Genomic DNA, 18,803 nt, shown 5'->3' with positions numbered 1-18,803 from the left:
CGCCATGCCGGTCTGGTCGAGGGCGCGCAAGGCCCGCCTGCTGCGCTTCGCCATGAATCTCTACCCGCCCTTCCTGGGGGCGGGCATCCGTGTGCGGCACATCGCTGGCGATTTCCGCGAGGTTCGGGTGCGCATGGGCCTGAACCGGCTCAATCGCAACTATGTAGGCACCCAGTTCGGCGGCAGCCTCTACGCGATGACCGACCCGTTCTTCATGCTGATGCTGATGGAGAACCTGGGCCGCGACTACGTGGTCTGGGACAAGGCGGCCAACATCGAGTTCGTCAGCCCGGGCAAGGGCCCGGTGCATGCGCATTTCAGCATCGACCAGAAGCTGCTCGACGAGGTCCGCGAGCGGACCGCCGGCGGCGAGAAGTACCTGCCCCGGCTGCACGCCGAAGTGCGCGACGACGCCGGCACCCTGGTGGCGCGGGTTCAGAAAACCCTGTACGTGCGGCTCAAGCCGCGCCTGCGGAACGCGGCCTGAAGAGGGCCCACGAGTGGAGAACGAGGATATGCACGCGGATCTGGTCATCGTCGGCGCCGGCATGGTCGGTAGCGCCCTGGCCCTGGCCCTGGAGGGCAGCGGCCTGGAGGTGCTGCTGGTGGACGGCGGCTCGCTCGACGTGGCGCCGTTCAAGCCGGAGGCGCCCTACGAGCCGCGGGTCAGCGCGCTGTCCGAAGCCAGCCGGCGGATTCTCCAGCGCCTGCATGCCTGGGACGGCATCGTCGCGCGCCGCGCCGAGCCCTATCGCGAGATGCAGGTGTGGGATGGCTCCGGCACCGGGCGGATCGGCTTCAGCGCCGCCAGCGTGCACGCCGAGGTACTCGGCCATATCGTCGAGAACCGGGTGGTGCAGGACGCCCTGCTGGAACGCCTGCACGATTCCACCACCGGCCTGCTGGCCAATGCGCGCCTGGAACAGATGCGCCACTCCGGCGACGACTGGCTGCTGACCCTGGCCGACGGTCGCCAGCTGCGTGCGCCGCTGGTGGTCGCCGCCGACGGCGCCAACTCGGCGGTACGCCGCCTGGCCGGCTGCGCCACCCGCGAATGGGATTACCTGCACCACGCCATCGTCACCAGCGTGCGCTGCGAGAACGCGCACCGCGCAACCGCCTGGCAGCGCTTCACCGACGACGGTCCGCTGGCCTTCCTGCCCCTGCCGGACCGCGGCGACGAGCACTGGTGCTCGATCGTCTGGTCGACCACCCCGGAACAGGCAGAACGCCTGATGGCGTTGGACGAGGATGGCTTCCGCGCCGCCCTCGGCGAAGCCTTCGAACAGCGCCTGGGCGCCATCCTGCATGCCGACCGGCGCCTGTGCATCCCGCTGCGCCAGCGGCACGCCAAGCGTTACGTCGAGCCGGGCCTGGCGCTGGTCGGCGATGCTGCGCACACCATCCACCCGCTGGCCGGACAGGGCGTGAACCTGGGCTTCCTCGATGCGGCGGTGCTGTCCGAGGTCCTGTTGCACGCCCTGGAGCGCGGCGAACGGCTTGCCGACGAACGCGTGCTGAGTCGCTTCGAGCGGCGGCGGATGCCGCACAACCTGGGCATGATGACGGCGATGGAAGGCTTCGAGCGCCTGTTCCAGGCCGACCGGTTGCCGCTGCGCTGGCTGCGCAACGCCGGCCTGCGCCTGGTCGACGGCCATCACGAGGCGAAGGCGCTGTTCGTCCGCCAGGCGCTTGGCCTCAGCGGCGACCTGCCGTCGCTGGCACGAGTCTGAGCGGGGCGGCCCCCCTGACGGGAGGGCCGCCAGTCCTCAGAACAGCGCCGCGCAGTCACGCATGACCTGCGCCTTGTTGCGCAGGTAGAGCCCGAACAGGTTGCGCGCGGCTTCTTCGTTCACCTCGATTTCCATCGCCTCGACGAAGGCGTTCACCGCCGCCGTGGCGTGGGCGAAGTGATTGCTCTCGGTGCCGCCGGTGTGCACCGTTACCCAGGCCACGGTGGCGCGGGCGCGTTCGGCGGGTACGCCCATGTCGCGGCTGAACCATTCCTTGTACAGCGGGTGGATGTACTCCACCTCGCCGTGGGTATAGACCTCGTGTACCAGCGTGGTCAGCAGTCCCTGCATCAGGTCGCGCTCGCGCAGGCGCTGGCGGTCGGTCCAGTCCTTGAACGCCTGCGCCGAAGGCAGGCAGTTCTCGCGCAGCAGCCAGCGGTCGTCGCCGCAAAGGGTGGTGGCCATGGTGTAGAAAAGATCGGCATGCACGGTGTTGCCGAGGGCGCCGAGGTCTTCGTCGGTGATCCGTTGCAGGCTGCCGCAGGCTCGATAGAGCTGGTCTGCCGCTGCCGAACCCTGTTCCGAACGGGCCAGCAGGGTAAGGCGATTGGCCAGTCCGGAAACGCTGGCCGCCGAGTTGTTGGTCTTCGACCAGCTGGCGAAGAACTTGCGCAGCGGCTCGACCGCCTGGCGCCGGGCGGTGACCCGGGCGAAGGCGTCCTCGATGTCCAGCAACGACGCCGTCTCGTCCCAGAAGGCCCGGAACAGTGCGTGGCGCAGGGTTCCGGCGGGCATGTCGTTGAGGACCGGCTCGATGACGCCGAGCAGCTTGCTGTGGGGGGTGATGACATGGTTCATGGCTAACCTCCTGTCGGTTCTTGTTGTTCTTGCGATGGTTACGGTCTTCCTTGCGACGCGCGCAGGGCCGCGCGTTCGGCCGGTGGTGCGGACCAGCCGTAGCGGGTCAGAAGCAACGGCAGCAACTGGGCCAGGAGGATCAGGCCCAGGCAGCCCGGCCAGCCCCAGCGCTCCCAGAATGGCGCCGGCAGCACCGCGCCGAGGCTGCCACCGGCGTAGTAGCAGGTCAGGTAGAGGCCGACGGCACCGGCCTTGTCGGTCCCGGCATTGCTGGCGGTGAAGGCGTTGACCGTGGACTGTGCGAGGAACACGCCGGTGGCGCTGAGGGCCAGGCCGACGAGAATCGTCGGCAGGCCCGGCGCCAGGGTCAGCAGCGAGCCGCACACGCCCAGCAGCGATGCGCCCAGCAGCAACTGGCGGTGCGGGCGGGTGCGGGCCAGGCGGCCGCTGGCGGGAATCACCAGCAGGGCGAGGAGGAACACCGCGTAGATCGAGCCGAGCTGAGCGGTGTCCAGGCTGTACGGCGGACGGCTGAGATGGATGCCGATATAGGTGAACATGGCGACCTGGGAAAAGAGGACACAGAACCCCACCGCGTAGGACGACAGCAGCGGAGCCCGGAACAGTTCACGGGATACTAAGGGGCGTTTCCCCGGTGCGGGCGCGTGCCTGCCAGAATTGGCAGGGAGCAGCGCACGGATGGCGACAGCGATGAGCAGGGTCAGCCCGGCGAGGATCCGGAAGGCGACGCGCCAATCCCACTCCTCGGTCAGCAGGCCGGTGAGGAAGCGTCCGGCGAAGCCGCCGAGGATGGTCCCGGCGACATAGAGGCTGGTCAGCTCGATGACCGCGCCGCCGCTCCAGCGCTCGCCGATGTAGGCCACGCTGCTGGCGAACAGCAGGGGAATCAGCATCCCTTCGGCGAAGCGCCAGAGCAGGAAGGCGGCGAAGCTGCCGGCATGGGCGGCCAGCAGCATGGGCACGCAGAGCAGGCTGGCGGCGAAGGCGATCACCCGGCTGCGCTCGCGGCCGCCGCTGAGTCGGCCGACGAAGGGCGCGGCGAGAGCCACCGCCAGGGTGGTGGCGGTGATGCTCCAGTTCGATTGATGGGCGCTGATGTGGAAGCTCGCCGCCAGTTCGTCGAAGATGCCCTGGGTGGTATAGAGATTGAGGAACGCAGCGCAACCGCAGAGAAACAGCGCGAGGCGGGGGAAACCCTGGGACGAATTCATGGAACGCTCTGCCTGGACGAGAAACCCCCTGTTATAGGGGCGCTCCCGACGGGCTGGCCAATACCGATTCAGGACCGATCGATACCGAGGAACCGCATGCTCGACCTACGCCGCCTGCGCTGCTTCGCAGCCGTTGCCGAAACCCTGCATTTCGGCCGCGCCGCCCAGCGCCTGCACATGGCGCAGCCGCCCTTGACCCGGCAGATATCCGCGCTGGAGGAAGAGCTGGGCTTTCGCCTGTTCGACCGCTCCAGCCGGGCGGTGACCCTCACCGCCGAGGGCAGCCTGTTCCTGCCTTACGCACGCGCCCTGCTGGACCAACTGGAGCGCACCGCCGGCTTCGCCCGCAAGCTGGCGCAGGGGCTGGCCGGCCACCTGACCCTCGGCTACGCCAGCTCCATCGCCCTGTCGGACCTGTTCACCGAGGCGATCCGACTGTTCCGCGAGCGCCATCCGGAGGTGCAACTGGAGCTGCTCGAAGGCGCTTCGGCGGCGCAATGGGCGCAGATCGCCGAAGGCGGCATCGATGTGGGGCTGGGGCGCCTGCCGCCGCCGGAAGGCCAGGTCGGCATCGAGGTGCTGGCCCTGGGCGGCGAGCCGCTGGTGGTGGCCGTGCCCAACGGCGATCCGCTGGCGCGGCAAGAGCGGATCGACCTGTACGATCTGCGTGATCGGCCGCTGATCCTGTTTCCACTGGACTACGGCTCCGGCCTCAACGAACTGATCGAGCGCCTCTACCGGAAGGCCGGGCTGGCGCTGACGAGGGGACCGGCCGGACGCCAGATCACCTCGATCATCGCCCTGGTCGCGGCCGGCCAGGGCGTTGCCCTGGTGCCGCGTTGCAGCACCGCGCTGGCCCGGGCCGGAGTCGTCTATCGCCCGCTGGCCGAGCCCGAGGCGCTGGCCGATTTCCTCGTCTTCACCCGCCGCCATGGCCGCAGCGCCGCGGTGGAGGCGTTCCTCGCCATCCTAGGTGGCCTGGACGCAGGCGAAACACCCCGACACATTTAGTCGCGCGGGTTCGCAAGCGAGATTTCTTATCATTCGTGCCTACGTTCCGCTGACGAGGCTGTTCTTCATGCAGGCAAGCAAAGCTCTACTCGCCGCCCTGGCCCTGGGCATCACCGGCCTGGCCCAGGCCGCCGACGAAGTGGTGGTGTATTCCTCGCGCATCGACGAGCTGATCAAGCCGGTGTTCGATGCCTACACCAGCAAGACCGGCGTGAAGGTCAAGTTCATCACCGACAAGGAAGCGCCGCTGATGGCGCGGATCAAGGCCGAAGGCGCTAACACCCCGGCCGACCTGCTGCTCACCGTGGACGCCGGCAACCTCTGGCAGGCCGAGCAGATGGGCCTGCTGCAACCGTTCAAGTCGGCCACCATCGAACGGAACATTCCCTCGCAGTATCGTTCCAGCACCGATAGCTGGACCGGACTGTCGCTGCGCGCGCGGACCATCGTCTACTCCACCGAGCGGGTCAAGCCGGAAGAGCTGAGCACCTACGAAGCCCTGGCCGACAAGCAATGGGAAGGCCGCCTGTGCCTGCGCACGGCGAAGAAGGTCTACAACCAGTCGCTGACCGGGACCCTGATCGAGACCCACGGGGCGCAGAAGACCGAGGAAATCCTCCAGGGCTGGGTGAACAACCTGGCCACCGACGTATTCGCCGACGACAACGCGGTGATCCAGGCGGTGGACGCCGGCCAGTGCGACGTCGGCATCGTCAATACCTACTACTACGGGCGCCTGCACAAGCAGAACCCGAACCTGCGGGTCAAGCTGTTCTGGCCGAACCAGGCCGACCGCGGCGTCCACGTCAACCTGTCGGGCATCGGCCTGACTCGCCACGCGCCGCATCCCGAGGCAGCCAAGGCGCTGGTGGAATGGATGACCGGGCCCGACGCCCAGGCGCTGTTCGCCGGGATCAACCAGGAATTCCCGGCCAACCCGCAGGTCGCGCCGTCAGCCGAAGTCGCCAGCTGGGGCAGCTTCAAGGCCGACAGCATCCCGGTGGAAGTTGCCGGCAAGCGCCAGGCCGAGGCGATTCGCCTGATGGACCGCGCCGGCTGGAACTGACCGCCGGTTATACTCGACGCCCCGGCTCGTCCGAGCGGGGCGTCGTTCGTTCCGCACCGAGGATTTCGTGGCCCATCCCGCTCCCCGCCGCTGGTACCCCATCACCTTCACCGTTGCCGCGCTGGTGCTGCTGCCGCTCAGCGTGCTGCTGCTGAGCTGGCTGGAGATCGACCGGGAAATCTGGAGCCACCTGTGGGATACCCAGTTGCCGCGCCTGCTCGGCAACACCCTGACCCTGGTGCTCGGCGTCGGCATCGGCGTGACTCTGCTCGGGGTCAGCCTGGCCTGGCTCACCAGCCTCTGCGAATTCCCCGGGCGGCGCTGGCTGGACTGGGCGCTGATGTTGCCGTTCGCGATCCCGGCCTACGTCCTGGCGTTCGTCTTCGTCGGCCTGCTGGATTTCGCCGGACCGGTGCAGAGCCTGCTGCGCGAGTGGTTCGGCAGCGGCCTGCGGTTGCCGCGCGTACGCTCCACCGGCGGGGTGATCCTGGTCCTGGTGCTGGTGTTCTATCCCTATGTCTACCTGCTCGCGCGCAGCGCCTTCATCGCCCAGGGCAAGGGCCTGATGGAAGCCGCGCGGGTTCTCGGCCTGTCGCCCTGGCAGGCGTTCCTGCGGGTCGCCCTGCCGATGGCGCGGCCGGCGATCGGCGCCGGCCTGGCGCTGGCGGTGATGGAAACCCTGGCCGACTTCGGCGCGGTATCGGTGTTCAACTTCGACACCTTCACCACCGCCATCTACAAGACCTGGTACGGCTTCTACAGCCTCTCCAGCGCCGCCCAGCTGGCCAGCCTGTTGTTGCTCGGGGTATGCCTGGTGCTGCTCGGCGAGCGCCACACGCGAGGCCGAGCCAAGGCCGCCAGCGAGCGTCCGCGCGGCGCGCCGCTGTACCGCCTGCGCGGCGCCAGGGCGCTGGCGGCGAGCGCCTGGTGCGGGCTGGTGTTCCTCTGCGCCTTCGTGATTCCCGTGGCGCAACTGGTTGTCTGGTTCTGGCGCCAGGGCCGTTTCGACCTCGACGAGCGCTACTGGGACCTGATCGGCCATACCCTGACGCTGGGCGGCATCGCCGCGCTGGCGACGGTCGCCGTGGCCCTGCTGCTGGCCTTCGCCGTGCGCCTGGCGCCGACCCGCGCTATCCGCGGCGCGGTGGGCCTGGGCAACCTCGGTTATGCGCTGCCGGGCTCGGTCCTGGCGGTTTCGATCATGCTGGCCTTCAGCTGGCTGGACAATCACTGGGTGATCCCGCTTTCCAGCGCCCTCGGCGGCGCCGGCAAGCCGCTGCTGCTGGGCAGTCTGTTCGCCCTGCTGCTGGCCTACCTGATCCGTTTCATGGCGGTGGCCTACGGGCCGCTGGAAAGCGGGCTGGCGCGGATCCGCCCGTCGCTGCCGGAAGCTTCGCGCAGCCTCGGCGTGGGCGGCCCGCTGCTGTTCCTGCGGGTCTACCTGCCGCTGTTGCTGCCGGCCTCGCTGAGCGCCGCGCTGCTGGTCTTCGTCGACGTGCTCAAGGAGATGCCGGCGACCCTGCTGATGCGTCCCTTCGGTTGGGACACCCTGGCCGTACGGATCTTCGAGATGACCAGCGAGGGCGAATGGGCGCGCGCCTCGCTGCCGGCCCTGACCCTGGTGCTGGTCGGCCTGCTACCGGTGGTCGGGTTGATTCGTCGTTCTGCCCATCATTCAGATCGCTGAGCCCAGTATCCATGCAGGTCGTAGGGTCTATGCACGGATCGCGGCACGCTTCCATGGTGTCCTGCTCCGGGGCTTGCGGCTACAATGCGCGCGATTTCGTGCCGGCGGTCCCTGCCGACGGCACCCGCTACGCCCGGAAGGAGAATACCCATGGGATTGCGCACCCCGCTTTACGAGCTGCACGTCGCGCTCGGCGCCAAGATGGTCGATTTCGGCGGTTGGGACATGCCGCTGCACTACGGTTCGCAGGTCGAGGAGCACCATCAGGTTCGGCGTGACTGCGGCGTCTTCGACGTGTCCCACATGACCGTGGTCGACGTCGCCGGCGAGCAGGCCACGGCCTATCTGCAGCATCTCCTGGCGAACGACGTGGCGCGTCTCGGCGAAACCGGCAAGGCGCTCTACAGCGCGATGCTCAACGAAGAGGGCGGGGTGGTCGACGACCTGATCGTCTACCTGACCGAGCACGGCTACCGGGTGGTGGTCAATGCTTCCACCCGCGACAAGGACATCGCCTGGATGCAGGCGCAGGCCGCCGGCTTCAAGGTCGACCTGCAGGAACGCGGCGACCTGGCGATGCTCGCCATCCAGGGCCCCAACGCCCGCGTGCACAGCTCCGAACTGGTGTCCCCGGCACGCGCCGCGCTGATACGCGAACTCAAGCCGTTCCAGGGCCGTGCCGAGGGCGACTGGTTCATCGCCCGCACCGGCTACACCGGCGAGGACGGCCTGGAAATCATGCTGCCGGCCGCCGAGGCGCCGGGTTTCCTCAACGAGCTGGTTGGCGCCGGGATCTCCCCGGCGGGCCTGGGTGCGCGCGATACGCTGCGCCTGGAGGCCGGGCTCAATCTCTACGGCCAGGACATGGACGAAAGCGTTTCCCCGCTTGCCGCCAACATGGGCTGGACCGTAGCCTGGGAGCCGGTTGCGCGGGACTTCGTCGGCCGCCGCGCGCTGGAAGCGCAGAAGTCCGCCGGCGACCAGCCGAAGCTGGTCGGCCTGGTTCTGGAGGAGCGCGGCGTGCTGCGCGCCCACCAGGTGGTGCGGGTAGCTGGCATTGGTGAGGGGGAGATCACCAGCGGCAGCTTTTCGCCTACCCTGAACAAGTCCATCGCGCTGGCCCGCGTGCCGGCCGCCACCGGCGACCGCGCCGAGGTGGAAATCCGCGGCAAGTGGTACCCGGTACGGGTGGTCCAGCCCAGTTTCGTGCGTCACGGCAAGCCCCTGATCTAACCTGGCAATGGCGACCGCCGTCGCCCCCGACTTCGAGGAAAACAAGATGAGCAATATTCCCGCCGAACTGCGTTACGCCCAGAGCCACGAATGGGCTCGCCTGGAAGCCGACGGCAGCGTTACCGTGGGCATTTCCGACCATGCCCAGGAAGCCCTTGGCGATGTGGTCTTCATCGAGCTGCCGGAGCTGGGCAAGACCCTCGCCGCCGGGCAGGAAGCGGGCGTGGTCGAGTCGGTGAAGGCCGCCTCCGACATCTATTCGCCGATCGGCGGCGAAGTCATCGCCATCAACGAAGCCCTGGCCGACACCCCGGAAGACGTCAACAACGACCCGTACGCGTCCTGGTTCTTCAAGCTCAAGCCGAGCAATCCGGCCGAGCTGGACAAGCTGCTCGATGCCGCTGGCTACCAGGCCGCCGTCGACGCGGAAGGCTGAGCCGCCGCGTAGTCGCGACAAAACCCGCTATCCTTGGACAAGGCCTCGATCATTCGAGGTTTTGTTCTTTTTGCAGCGGCGAAATGCGTTTTCGCCGTCGTTGCTTTCTCATTCGATATCCGTTCGGCGACGATCGCTGGCAGGGCGATGCCGCCCCCAACGAGACCGAAGCCATGTCGCAGACGCCGTCCCTCGCCCAGCTCCAGCCCGCCGATGCCTTCCTGCGCCGCCACCTCGGCCCCGATCCTGCGGAACAGCAGGCCATGCTGGACTTCCTCGGAGTTTCCACTCGCGCCGAACTGATCGTGCAGACGGTGCCGCCGGCGATCCGCCTCAACCGGCCGCTGGAACTGCCCGCCGCGCTCGACGAACAGGCCGCCCTGGCGCGCCTGCGCGGCTACGCCGGGCTCAACCAGCGCTGGACCAGCCTGATCGGCATGGGCTACTACGGCACCGTGACGCCGTCGGTGATCCTCCGCAACGTGCTGGAGAATCCCGGCTGGTACACCGCCTATACGCCCTACCAGCCGGAAATCGCCCAGGGCCGCCTGGAAGCGCTGCTGAATTTCCAGCAACTGACCATCGACCTCACCGGACTCGACCTGGCCAGCGCCTCGCTGCTCGACGAAGCCACCGCCGCCGCCGAGGCCATGGCCCTGGCCAGGCGGGTGGCAAAGGCCAGGAGCAACCGGTTCTTCGTCGATGCGCATTGCCATCCGCAGACCGTTTCGGTGTTGCGTACCCGCGCCGAGGCGTTCGGTTTCGAGCTGGTCGTCGACGAGCCGGACAATCTTGCCGCCCACGCGGTGTTCGGCGCCTTGCTGCAATACCCGGACAGTCGCGGCGAGATCCGCGACCTGCGCCCGCTTATCGAGGCGTTGCACGGCCAACAGGCGCTGGCTTGCGTCGCCAGCGACCTGCTCGCCCTGTTGTTGCTGACCCCGCCGGGGGAACTCGGTGCCGACGTGGTGCTCGGCAGCGCCCAGCGCTTTGGCGTACCGATGGGCTACGGCGGGCCGCACGCGGCGTTCTTCGCCACCCGCGAAGGGTACAAGCGGGCAATGCCGGGGCGGATCATCGGCGTTTCCCGCGACGCCCGCGGCAACCCGGCGTTGCGCATGGCCCTGCAAACCCGCGAGCAGCACATCCGTCGGGAAAAGGCCAACTCGAACATCTGCACCGCCCAGGTGCTGCTGGCCAACATTGCTTCGCTGTATGCCGTCTACCATGGGCCACAGGAGCTGAAACGCATCGCCCAACGCGTCCAGCGCCTGACCGCGCTGCTGGCGGCGGGCCTGGAAAGCAAGGGACTGCGGCGGCTCAACCGGCACTTCTTCGACACCCTGACCTACGAGGTCGGCGAGCGTCAGGCGGCGATCCTCGAACGGGCGCGGGCGGCACGGGTCAACCTGCGCGTGGTCGACGACCGGCGGCTGGCCCTGAGCCTCGACGAAACCTGTGACGCGGCGACCCTGGCGACCCTGTTCGAGATCTTCCTCGGCGCCGGCCACGGGCTGGATGTCGCGCACCTGGATGGCGGGGCGGTGGCCGACGGCATCCCGGCGGTCCTGCAACGCACTTCGGCCTACCTGCAGCATCCGGTGTTCAACGCCCACCACAGCGAGACCGAGATGCTTCGCTACCTGCGCCAGCTGGAAGGCAAGGACCTGGCGCTGAACCAGGCGATGATCCCGCTCGGCTCCTGCACCATGAAGCTCAACGCCAGCAGCGAAATGATCCCCATCACCTGGCCGGAATTCGCCGAACTGCATCCGTTCGTGCCGCGCGAGCAGGCCGAGGGCTATCGCCGGATGATCGACGAACTGGAAGCCTGGCTGCGGGCGATCACCGGCTTCGACGCCATCTGCATGCAGCCGAACTCGGGAGCACAGGGCGAATATGCCGGGTTGCTGGCGATCCGCCGCTACCACCAGAGCCGCGGCGATAGCCAGCGCGACATCTGCCTGATCCCCGCATCGGCGCATGGCACCAACCCGGCCTCGGCGATCATGGCCAGCATGCGGGTGGTGATCGTCGAGTGCGATCCCCGCGGCAACGTCGACCTCGACGACCTGCGCCTCAAGGCGGCCGAGGCGGGCGACCGGCTGTCCTGCCTGATGATCACCTATCCCTCGACCCACGGCGTCTACGAAGAGGGGATAGGCGAGATCTGCGAAGTGGTCCACCGCCACGGCGGCCAGGTCTACATGGACGGCGCCAACCTCAACGCCCAGGTCGGCCTGGCGCGACCGGCGGACATCGGCGCGGACGTCTCGCACATGAACCTGCACAAGACCTTCTGCATCCCCCATGGTGGTGGCGGGCCGGGCATGGGGCCGATCGGGGTCAAGCGGCACCTGGCGCCGTTCGTCGCCAACCATCCGGTGATCCGCGTCGAAGGGCCGAACCCGCTGAACGACGCGGTCAGCGCGGCGCCCTGGGGCAGCGCCAGCATCCTGCCGATCAGTTGGATGTACATCGCCATGATGGGCCCGCAGCTGGCCGACGCCAGCGAGGTGGCGATCCTCTCCGCCAACTACCTGGCGAACCGCCTGGACGGGGCGTTCCCGGTGCTCTACCGCGGGCGCAACGAGCGCGTCGCCCACGAATGCATCCTCGACCTGCGACCGCTCAAGGCGCAGACCGGGATAACCGAGGAAGACGTGGCCAAGCGCCTGATGGACTACGGCTTCCACGCCCCGACCATGTCCTTCCCGGTGCCGGGCACGCTGATGGTGGAGCCGACCGAGAGCGAGTCGAAGGCGGAGCTGGATCGCTTCGTCGAGGCGATGCTGAGCATCAGGGCCGAGATCGGCAAGGTGGAGAGCGGCGCCTGGCCGGCGGAGGACAACCCGCTGAAACGGGCGCCGCATACCCTGGCCGACGTCACCGGGATCTGGCAGAGACCCTACGAGATCGCCGAGGCGGTGACCCCGAGCGAACATGCGCGGGCGTTCAAGTACTGGCCGGCGGTTAACCGGGTGGACAACGTCTATGGCGACCGCAACCTGTTCTGCGCCTGCGTGCCGCTGGACGACTACCGCGAGTGACCTCGCCTCCGGGCGGAGACGAGGTCGCCGGGGCCTACTGCTGGACGGCGGACTGCTCGCCGCCGGCGAGGATCGCGCTGGCCAGTTCCATGTCGCTGGCCTGCAGGTCCGGGTTGTCGTTGCGCAGCTTCTGCAGGGCGGCTTCCAGGTACGGCCCGCGGATCGCGCCGTCGCTGGCGATGTAGCTGCCGGCGTCGTCCTGCGCGGCGACGATCAGCTTGTGGTCGTGGCGGAAGGTCAGGTAGGTGGAGGCCGTGGTGGCACCCGAGGAAATGATGTTGCGCCAGAAGGTATCGGCCATGGCCGAGCCCAGCGGCAGGGCGGCGATGACCAGGGTGGCGGCGGCGAGTTTGACGGAACGCATGGGGGAACTCCTGATAGGGGGCTGCGTGTTACATCAGATCGCGTTTGCCGTCCCGGAGTTCCAGCGGGGATGACCGTCCGGTCGCTTTTTCCGCTGCCGTACAGCCCCCGCCGGCCGGGAGCTACAGCGATTCAGGGAACGGCAGGCTCGACGTGCAGCAGGGCGCCGTCCTGGCCGGTGACCCGGACCAGGGCGCCGCGCGGCAGGTCGGGACCGCTGACCAACCACAACGCGTCCTCGACGCGCAGCTCGCCGAGCCCGCCGACGATCGCCCGGTGCAAGGGAAAGGTGCGGCCGAACAGGTCGTCGCCGCGTCGCTGCAACCCTGGCGTTTCCTCGACGCTACCGGCCTTGCGGCGACGGCGTCGATGCAAGGCGGCGACCAGCCCGGAGAGCAGGACGAACAGCCCTACCTGCCAAGGCCAGGCCAGTCCCGGCAGGAGCGCGCCGAGCGCACCGACACAAGCGGCGGTGAGGCCGACCCGCAGCAGATAGCCGCCGGCACCGAAGATTTCCAGGAGCAGGAGGACGGTACCGAAGGCCAGCCAGTCCCAGAAGTCCAGGCGTAGCAGCAGGATTTCCATCGGCCGGCCCTCAGCGCCGGCTCGGCGGCCGGCCGAGCCACATCGAGCCAGGGACGCCGCTCGCGGCTCGCCGCAGGTGCGGTGCGCCGCGGCTGGGGAGCGTCGGCGCGGGGACGGCGGGGGGAACGCTCGTCATCGTCTACATCCTTGTCTGTGGGCCTGGCAGGCCCGTCCGGCGTTGTGCCGTGCAACCGTCGGAACTCCGCCGACGGGATGTGCCGCTACTTCTGTTCGCTCTGCGGGGTCACCCGCAGTACTTCCTCCAGCGTACTGATACCTGCGGCGACCTTCTGCGCGCCGGACAGGCGCAGGCTGCGGGTGCCTTCCTTGTACGCCTGGCGGCGCAGGGCGACCAGGTCGGTGTCGGCGGTGATCAGTTCTTTCAGGCTATCGCTGAGCAGCATGATTTCATAGACGCCGGCGCGCCCGCGATAGCCGGTGTCGCGGCACTCCAGGCAACCCACGGCCTGGTGCGCGCCGCTGGGCGGCGGGGCGCTCCAGGGGCGGGTCAGTTCGTGCCAGTCGCTGTCCGCCAGTTGCATCGGCGCCTTGCAGTGCGGGCAGAGCGTGCGCACCAGGCGCTGGGCCATGACCCCTAGCACCGTGGCGCGGATCAGGTAGTAGGGTACGCCCAGTTCGAGCAGGCGGGTGATCGCCGTGGGGGAGTCGTTGGTGTGCAGGGTGGAGAGCACCAGGTGCCCGGTGAGCGCCGCCTGGATCGCCATCTCGGCGGTCTCCAGGTCGCGGATCTCGCCGACCATGATGATGTCCGGGTCCTGCCGCAGCAGGGCGCGTACGCCGCTGGCGAAGGTCAGGTCGATGTTGTGCTGGACCTGCATCTGGTTGAACGAGGGCTCGATCATCTCGATCGGGTCCTCGATGGTGCAGACGTTCACCTCATCGGTGGCCAGTTGCTTGAGCGTGGTGTAGAGCGTGGTGGTCTTGCCCGAGCCGGTGGGGCCGGTGACCAGGATGATGCCGTTGGGCTGGCTGGTCATGCTCTGCCAGCGGCGCAGGTCGTCGGCGGAGAAGCCGAGCTGGTCGAAGCTCTTGAGCAGCACCTCGGGGTCGAAGATGCGCATCACCATCTTCTCGCCGAAGGCGGTGGGCAGGGTCGACAGGCGCAGCTCCACCTCGGCGCCGTCCGGGGTCTTGGTCTTGACCCGGCCGTCCTGCGGCTTGCGTTTCTCCGCCACGTTCATCCGTCCCAGCGACTTCAGGCGGCTGACCACCGCCATGGTCACCTGCGGCGGGAACTGGTAGACGTTGTGCAGCACGCCGTCGATACGGAAGCGCACGGTGCCCTGCTCGCGGCGCGGCTCGATGTGGATGTCGCTGGCGCGCTGCTGGAAGGCGTACTGGAACAGCCAGTCGACGATGGTGACGATGTGCGCGTCGTTGGCGTCCGGCTCCTGGTCGGCGGCGCCGAGGTTGAGCAACTGTTCGAAGTTGCCGACGCCGCTGATCTTCTGGTCCGGCGAGGTGGCGCCGCTGACCGAGCGGGCCAGGCGGAAGAACTCGACGGTGTAGCGCTGGATGTCCGCCGGGTTCGCCACCACCCGCTTGATCGGTCGCTTGAGCACATGCACCAGGTTGCTTTCCCAGCCCTGTACGAAGGGCTGGGCGCTGGCGATGGTGACTTCCTCCGGACTCAGCGCGACGGCGAGGATGCCATGGCGCTGGGCGAAGGCGTAGGACATCAGCGGAGTCACCGCGGCGACGTCGATCTTCAGCGGGTCGATGCGCAGGTAGGGCTGGCCGGCGTACTCGGCCAGCCACTGGGTGAGGGTCTCCAGGTCGAGCTTGCGTCCGGGGCGCTTGAGATCCTCGACCTGCTGCGCGGCGAGGAACTCCAGCGGATGCTGCTGGTTGCGCACCGCGCTGCGGCGGATCGCCAGGCACTGTTCGGCCTGCTCCTGCCCGACCCGGCCCTGAGCGACCAGCTCGCGGAGCAGGTCGCCGAGGTCCAGCAGGCGGTCCTGGGCGGCGGTGGCGAACACGGACATGCAGACTCCCTTCGGATGATGGCGGTAGCGGCGAAGCTTATTTCATCAGCGCCTTCCAGGGTTTGAGCGTCAGCACAGTATGGGCCTGCGTGGCGCGGGCAGCCAGGCGCTCGGCATCGACAGGTTGCCGCAGCAGCTCCAGCAACTTGGCCAGTTCGCCGTAGAGGCGGTCGGCTTCCGGCAGGTCGAGCACGCCGCGCGCCAGGCGCAACCAGGTAAGCATGCGCTGCAGGCGCGGCGCTTGGTCGGGGAGCAGCTCGGGATGCTGGTGGGCGCGCGCCAGCGGCGTGGCCTGGGCTTCTTCGGCAAGGCTGCGCAGCAGCCACTTGCCCAGCGCGGCAGAGCCCTGGCGGTTGCCGCGCTCGTTGCGCGACTCGGTCCAGGCCTTGGCCAGCAGCCAGCGCGAGGCATTCAGGGAGAACAGGCCCCAGCGGGTCTCGTCGAGTTCGCCGCGGAACAGTTGCGGCGCCTGCTGGCGTAGCGTCTCGTCGTCACGGCCGCGCTCGATGCGCGGCGCCCAGTCGGCGAGGAGAGCGTCCAGCGCTTCGCGCAGCTCGCGACTGCTGGCGCGTGGCACCGCCTGGCCGAGGCTGCCGAGCAGGGTACGCAGGTCCTGCAGGTGTTGCAGCCAGTCCTCCAGCAGGCGCCAGTGGCCGTTGAAGCGATACTGTTCGGCCAGTCGCTGGCTGCTGCCGAGCAGGTACCAGGCGATGGCGGCGAAGGCACCGTCCAGCGGGGTTTCCGCCAGCAGTTTCTGGGCCGGGGGATCGACCTCGTAGCTGTTCGGGTCGAACAGGCGGTAGCCGCGCTCGGCCTTGCTGATGTCGCAGGGCATCAGCGGCAGGTCGGCGGCCAGTTCCGCGGCCAGCTCCAGCAGCGCGGCGGCATCGCCCTGGCGCAGTTCCAGCTCCAGTTCGCAGATTTCCTCCTGGTTGTCGCCGGCGACCACCTTGCCCAGGTCGAGCGCCGCCTCCACGACTACCCTGGCCTTGCCGCGGCCCCAGGCGATCTCGGCGCGCTGGCGGACGAAGTCGGTGCTGAAGATCGGCTTGAGCTGCTTCTTGTCGAGATCCTTGAGGGCCGCCGGCCAGCACTTGTCGTCGAGTTTCTTCAGGTCGAGCTTGTTCTTTTCCAGGTACCAGTCCCACTCGTTGCGTTCGGACAACCCGGCCACGCTCTGCCCGCGGCTTTTCAGCGTCTGGATGTACTGCTCGCCGTCGCGGCGCATGCGCAGCGCGACCTTGGCCCGGGCCAGCTCGCGGCCGGGGGTGTCGTAGTACTGGTTGTACAGTTCGCGGCGCTCCCAGCCCGATTTGTTGCGCTTCTTCAGCAACGGGTGCTCCTGCAAGGCTTCCAGGGTGGCGCGGCTGACGCGGAGTTTGATTTCGGTTTCTTTCTGCATGGGGCGATGTCCGGCTCGGGACGCCAGGCGTCCGCGGGTGAAGGTGTTCCAGATCAAAGGCGCGCGGGGTGGGTGGCCTATACTTTTCGGCATTTCCACCAGGGAGGCGTTCCATGCCGACCAATCCGTTCATCAGCCTGTTCGGCCGTTCGCCGATCGGGTCGATGCAGCAGCACATCGCCAAGGCCCACGAATGCGCGGCCGGCCTGTTGCCGTTCTTCCGCGCGGTGATCGCCGAGGACTGGGCGCAGGTCGAACAGGTTCAGCAGGACATGGTGCGACTGGAGCAGGAAGCCGATCGGCTGAAGAAGAACGTCCGGATGCACCTGCCCAAGAGCCTGTTCCTTCCGGTGCCGCGCTCCGATCTGTTGGAGCTGCTCAGTGTACAGGACAAAGTCGCCAATCGCGCCAAGGACATCGCCGGGCTGATGCTGGGCCGGCGCATGCGCATCCCGCTGCCGCTGCAGGGCCAGATGCTCGCCTACGTGCAGCGCTCGGTGGACGCCAGCGCCCAGGCGTTGCGGGTAGTCAACGAACTCAACGAACTGCTCGAGACCGGCTTCGGCGGGCGCGAGACCAGTCTGGTGGAGAGCATGGTGGAGGAACTCGAGGCGATCGAGAACGACACCGACCGCATCCAGGTCGAGGTGCGCCGCGAGCTGTTCCGCCTGGAAAGCGAGCTGCCGCCGGTGGACGTGATGTTCCTCTACCAGATCATCGAATGGATCGGCGATGTCGCCGACCGCGCCCAGCGGGTCGGCAACCGCCTGGAGCAATTGCTGGCGCGTTGAGCGCCAGGTTTCTTTCCGCCTTCTGCCCGCATACGGATCCCCGCCCATGTCCCTGATCGCCGACCACGGCTTCGCCTTCCTCGTACTCGCCTGCCTGTTCGGTTTCTTCATGGCCTGGGGCGTCGGCGCCAACGACGTCGCCAACGCCATGGGCACCTCGGTGGGCTCACGGGCGCTGACCATCCGCCAGGCGATCCTGGTGGCGATGGTCTTCGAGTTCTGCGGTGCCTACTTCGCCGGCGGCGAGGTCACCGAAACGATCAGGAGCGGCATCGTCGACCCGCAGTACATGACCCCCGACCTGCTGGTCTTCGGCATGCTCTCGGCCTTGCTGGCCGCCGGGGTCTGGCTGTTGCTGGCGACGATCAAGGGCTGGCCGGTGTCGACCACCCACTCCATCGTCGGCGCGATCATCGGCTTCGCCTCGGTCGGTGTCTCGGTGCACGCGGTGCACTGGGGCGCGATCGGCCCGATCGTCGCCAGTTGGGTGGTGACGCCGGTGCTGTCCGGGCTGCTCGCCTTCGCCCTGTTCAGGAGCGTGCAGTGGCTGGTACTGCATGCCGAGGACCCGTTCCGCAGCGCGCGCCGCTACGTGCCGCTGTACATGTTCCTGGCGGGCTTCATGGTCGCGCTGATGACCGTCGGCAAGGGCCTGAAGCATGTCGGCCTGGAGCTTTCCGGCCTCCAGACGCTGGGCCTGGCGTTGCTCGCCGGCGGCCTGGTGATGGGCCTGGGCATCGTCCTGCTGTTGCGCATCCGACCCACTGGCGGAGCCGATCCGCGTGGCGGCTTCGCCAGCGTCGAGCGGGTCTTCGCGGTGCTGATGATCTTCACCGCCTGCTCCATGGCTTTCGCCCATGGTGCCAACGACGTGGCCAACGCCATCGGCCCGGTGGCGGCGGTCGTCGCGGTGGTCCAGGCCGGCGGCGACCTGGATCTGGTGAGCCGTTCGCCGGTGCCGTCCTGGGTACTGCTGCTGGGCGCGGTGGGCATCGTCATCGGCCTGGCTACCTATGGCTACCGGGTGATCGCCACCATCGGCCGGGAGATCACCGAGCTGACCCCCAGCCGCGGCTTCGCCGCCGAGCTGGCGACCGCCTCCACGGTGGTTGGCGCCTCGGCCATCGGCCTGCCGGTATCCACCACCCATACCCTGGTCGGCGCGGTGCTCGGCATCGGCATGGCGCGCGGCATAGGCGCGCTCAACCTGCGGGTGATCGGCTCGATCTTCCTGTCCTGGGTAGTGACCCTGCCGGCCGGCGCGGTGCTGGCGATCCTGTTCTTCCTGGTCCTGCGCGCGCTGTTCGGCGCCTGAGCGCGATCTTCGTCGGCTGGCGCAGGCGGAACCGG

At 68.3% G+C, this 18,803-nt stretch carries 16 protein-coding genes; 10 read left to right on the top strand and 6 right to left on the bottom strand.

Annotated features, from left to right (window positions below):
* Nucleotides 1-4: 4 nt before the first annotated feature.
* The gene (locus tag ACYAF3_RS09475) at nucleotides 5-487 is read left to right on the top strand and encodes a hotdog fold domain-containing protein (protein WP_003099189.1); all 483 of its coding nucleotides are present in this window, start codon (nucleotides 5-7) and stop codon (nucleotides 485-487) included.
* 28 nt (nucleotides 488-515) lie between these two features.
* Nucleotides 516-1,733 (top strand): 2-octaprenyl-3-methyl-6-methoxy-1,4-benzoquinol hydroxylase, encoded by a 1,218-nt coding sequence (locus ACYAF3_RS09470; protein WP_003120388.1) that lies wholly within the window; start codon nucleotides 516-518, stop codon nucleotides 1,731-1,733.
* Nucleotides 1,734-1,769: 36 nt separating this feature from the next.
* Here ACYAF3_RS09470 and ACYAF3_RS09465 read toward each other — a convergent pair whose 3' ends face one another.
* Together ACYAF3_RS09465 and ACYAF3_RS09460 are read right to left on the bottom strand one after the other, a co-directional pair.
* Complete coding sequence (locus ACYAF3_RS09465; protein ID WP_003118038.1) at nucleotides 1,770-2,591, bottom strand: hypothetical protein; 822 nt, start codon at nucleotides 2,589-2,591, stop codon at nucleotides 1,770-1,772.
* A 38-nt stretch (nucleotides 2,592-2,629) separates the two neighbouring features.
* The gene (locus ACYAF3_RS09460; protein WP_042929759.1) at nucleotides 2,630-3,823 is read right to left on the bottom strand and encodes an MFS transporter; all 1,194 of its coding nucleotides are present in this window, start codon (nucleotides 3,821-3,823) and stop codon (nucleotides 2,630-2,632) included.
* 96 nt (nucleotides 3,824-3,919) lie between these two features.
* Here ACYAF3_RS09460 and ACYAF3_RS09455 point away from each other — a divergent pair, with 96 nt between their 5' ends.
* The 6 genes from ACYAF3_RS09455 to gcvP all read left to right on the top strand — a co-directional run bounded on the left by ACYAF3_RS09455 (nucleotide 3,920) and on the right by gcvP (nucleotide 12,306).
* Nucleotides 3,920-4,834 carry a LysR family transcriptional regulator gene (locus ACYAF3_RS09455; RefSeq protein WP_003099180.1) on the top strand — a complete coding sequence of 305 codons (915 nt, stop codon included), beginning with the start codon at nucleotides 3,920-3,922 and terminating at the stop codon, nucleotides 4,832-4,834.
* A 67-nt stretch (nucleotides 4,835-4,901) separates the two neighbouring features.
* Complete coding sequence (locus ACYAF3_RS09450; protein WP_003096289.1) at nucleotides 4,902-5,900, top strand: extracellular solute-binding protein; 999 nt, start codon at nucleotides 4,902-4,904, stop codon at nucleotides 5,898-5,900.
* 67 nt (nucleotides 5,901-5,967) lie between these two features.
* Complete coding sequence (locus ACYAF3_RS09445) at nucleotides 5,968-7,587, top strand: ABC transporter permease (protein ID WP_003099178.1); 1,620 nt, start codon at nucleotides 5,968-5,970, stop codon at nucleotides 7,585-7,587.
* Between the two features lie 150 nt (nucleotides 7,588-7,737).
* A complete protein-coding gene (gene gcvT / locus ACYAF3_RS09440; protein ID WP_023089728.1) occupies nucleotides 7,738-8,820 on the top strand; it encodes a glycine cleavage system aminomethyltransferase GcvT in 1,083 nt (360 codons plus the stop codon).
* Nucleotides 8,821-8,866: 46 nt separating this feature from the next.
* Nucleotides 8,867-9,256: a glycine cleavage system protein GcvH gene (gene gcvH, locus ACYAF3_RS09435; RefSeq protein ID WP_003107397.1), complete on the top strand. Its 390-nt coding sequence runs from the start codon at nucleotides 8,867-8,869 to the stop codon at nucleotides 9,254-9,256.
* A 173-nt stretch (nucleotides 9,257-9,429) separates the two neighbouring features.
* Nucleotides 9,430-12,306, top strand: coding sequence for an aminomethyl-transferring glycine dehydrogenase (gene gcvP, locus ACYAF3_RS09430; protein ID WP_003123683.1), 2,877 nt, complete (start codon nucleotides 9,430-9,432; stop codon nucleotides 12,304-12,306).
* Between the two features lie 34 nt (nucleotides 12,307-12,340).
* Here gcvP and ACYAF3_RS09425 read toward each other — a convergent pair whose 3' ends face one another.
* The 4 genes from ACYAF3_RS09425 to ACYAF3_RS09410 all read right to left on the bottom strand — a co-directional run bounded on the left by ACYAF3_RS09425 (nucleotide 12,341) and on the right by ACYAF3_RS09410 (nucleotide 16,662).
* Entirely contained in the window at nucleotides 12,341-12,670 is a 330-nt protein-coding gene (locus tag ACYAF3_RS09425) for a DUF2388 domain-containing protein (protein ID WP_003096280.1), read from the bottom strand.
* A gap of 131 nt (nucleotides 12,671-12,801) precedes the next feature.
* Complete coding sequence (locus ACYAF3_RS09420) at nucleotides 12,802-13,254, bottom strand: NfeD family protein (protein WP_009314473.1); 453 nt, start codon at nucleotides 13,252-13,254, stop codon at nucleotides 12,802-12,804.
* 221 nt (nucleotides 13,255-13,475) lie between these two features.
* Nucleotides 13,476-15,260 carry a type IV pilus assembly ATPase TfpB gene (gene tfpB / locus ACYAF3_RS09415; protein ID WP_003096276.1) on the bottom strand — a complete coding sequence of 595 codons (1,785 nt, stop codon included), beginning with the start codon at nucleotides 15,258-15,260 and terminating at the stop codon, nucleotides 13,476-13,478.
* Nucleotides 15,261-15,297: 37 nt separating this feature from the next.
* Nucleotides 15,298-16,662, bottom strand: a complete 1,365-nt coding sequence (locus ACYAF3_RS09410; protein WP_003100082.1) for a CYTH domain-containing protein — start codon at nucleotides 16,660-16,662, stop codon at nucleotides 15,298-15,300.
* 113 nt (nucleotides 16,663-16,775) lie between these two features.
* On the opposite strand from ACYAF3_RS09410, the gene ACYAF3_RS09405 reads away from it, so the two are divergent.
* Complete coding sequence (locus ACYAF3_RS09405) at nucleotides 16,776-17,453, top strand: TIGR00153 family protein (RefSeq protein WP_128669366.1); 678 nt, start codon at nucleotides 16,776-16,778, stop codon at nucleotides 17,451-17,453.
* 46 nt (nucleotides 17,454-17,499) lie between these two features.
* Complete coding sequence (locus ACYAF3_RS09400) at nucleotides 17,500-18,768, top strand: inorganic phosphate transporter (RefSeq protein ID WP_003100079.1); 1,269 nt, start codon at nucleotides 17,500-17,502, stop codon at nucleotides 18,766-18,768.
* Nucleotides 18,769-18,803 lie beyond the last annotated feature (35 nt).

Source organism: Pseudomonas sp. TZ252 (genome assembly GCF_056110345.1).
This window is presented reverse-complemented; position numbering and strand designations above follow the sequence as displayed.

Excerpts from the sequence above, each read along its gene's own strand:
- ACYAF3_RS09475 (WP_003099189.1), top strand. The coding sequence starts at position 5 with ATGCCGGTCTGGTCGAGGGCGCGCAAGGCCCGCCTGCTGCGCTTCGCC.
- ACYAF3_RS09470 (WP_003120388.1), top strand. The coding sequence starts at position 516 with ATGCACGCGGATCTGGTCATCGTCGGCGCCGGCATGGTCGGTAGCGCC.
- ACYAF3_RS09465 (WP_003118038.1), bottom strand. The coding sequence starts at position 2,591 with ATGAACCATGTCATCACCCCCCACAGCAAGCTGCTCGGCGTCATCGAG.
- ACYAF3_RS09460 (WP_042929759.1), bottom strand. The coding sequence starts at position 3,823 with ATGAATTCGTCCCAGGGTTTCCCCCGCCTCGCGCTGTTTCTCTGCGGT.
- ACYAF3_RS09455 (WP_003099180.1), top strand. The coding sequence starts at position 3,920 with ATGCTCGACCTACGCCGCCTGCGCTGCTTCGCAGCCGTTGCCGAAACC.
- ACYAF3_RS09450 (WP_003096289.1), top strand. The coding sequence starts at position 4,902 with ATGCAGGCAAGCAAAGCTCTACTCGCCGCCCTGGCCCTGGGCATCACC.
- gcvT (WP_023089728.1), top strand. The coding sequence starts at position 7,738 with ATGGGATTGCGCACCCCGCTTTACGAGCTGCACGTCGCGCTCGGCGCC.
- gcvH (WP_003107397.1), top strand. The coding sequence starts at position 8,867 with ATGAGCAATATTCCCGCCGAACTGCGTTACGCCCAGAGCCACGAATGG.
- gcvP (WP_003123683.1), top strand. The coding sequence starts at position 9,430 with ATGTCGCAGACGCCGTCCCTCGCCCAGCTCCAGCCCGCCGATGCCTTC.
- ACYAF3_RS09425 (WP_003096280.1), bottom strand. The coding sequence starts at position 12,670 with ATGCGTTCCGTCAAACTCGCCGCCGCCACCCTGGTCATCGCCGCCCTG.
- ACYAF3_RS09420 (WP_009314473.1), bottom strand. The coding sequence starts at position 13,254 with ATGGAAATCCTGCTGCTACGCCTGGACTTCTGGGACTGGCTGGCCTTC.
- tfpB (WP_003096276.1), bottom strand. The coding sequence starts at position 15,260 with ATGTCCGTGTTCGCCACCGCCGCCCAGGACCGCCTGCTGGACCTCGGC.
- ACYAF3_RS09410 (WP_003100082.1), bottom strand. The coding sequence starts at position 16,662 with ATGCAGAAAGAAACCGAAATCAAACTCCGCGTCAGCCGCGCCACCCTG.
- ACYAF3_RS09405 (WP_128669366.1), top strand. The coding sequence starts at position 16,776 with ATGCCGACCAATCCGTTCATCAGCCTGTTCGGCCGTTCGCCGATCGGG.
- ACYAF3_RS09400 (WP_003100079.1), top strand. The coding sequence starts at position 17,500 with ATGTCCCTGATCGCCGACCACGGCTTCGCCTTCCTCGTACTCGCCTGC.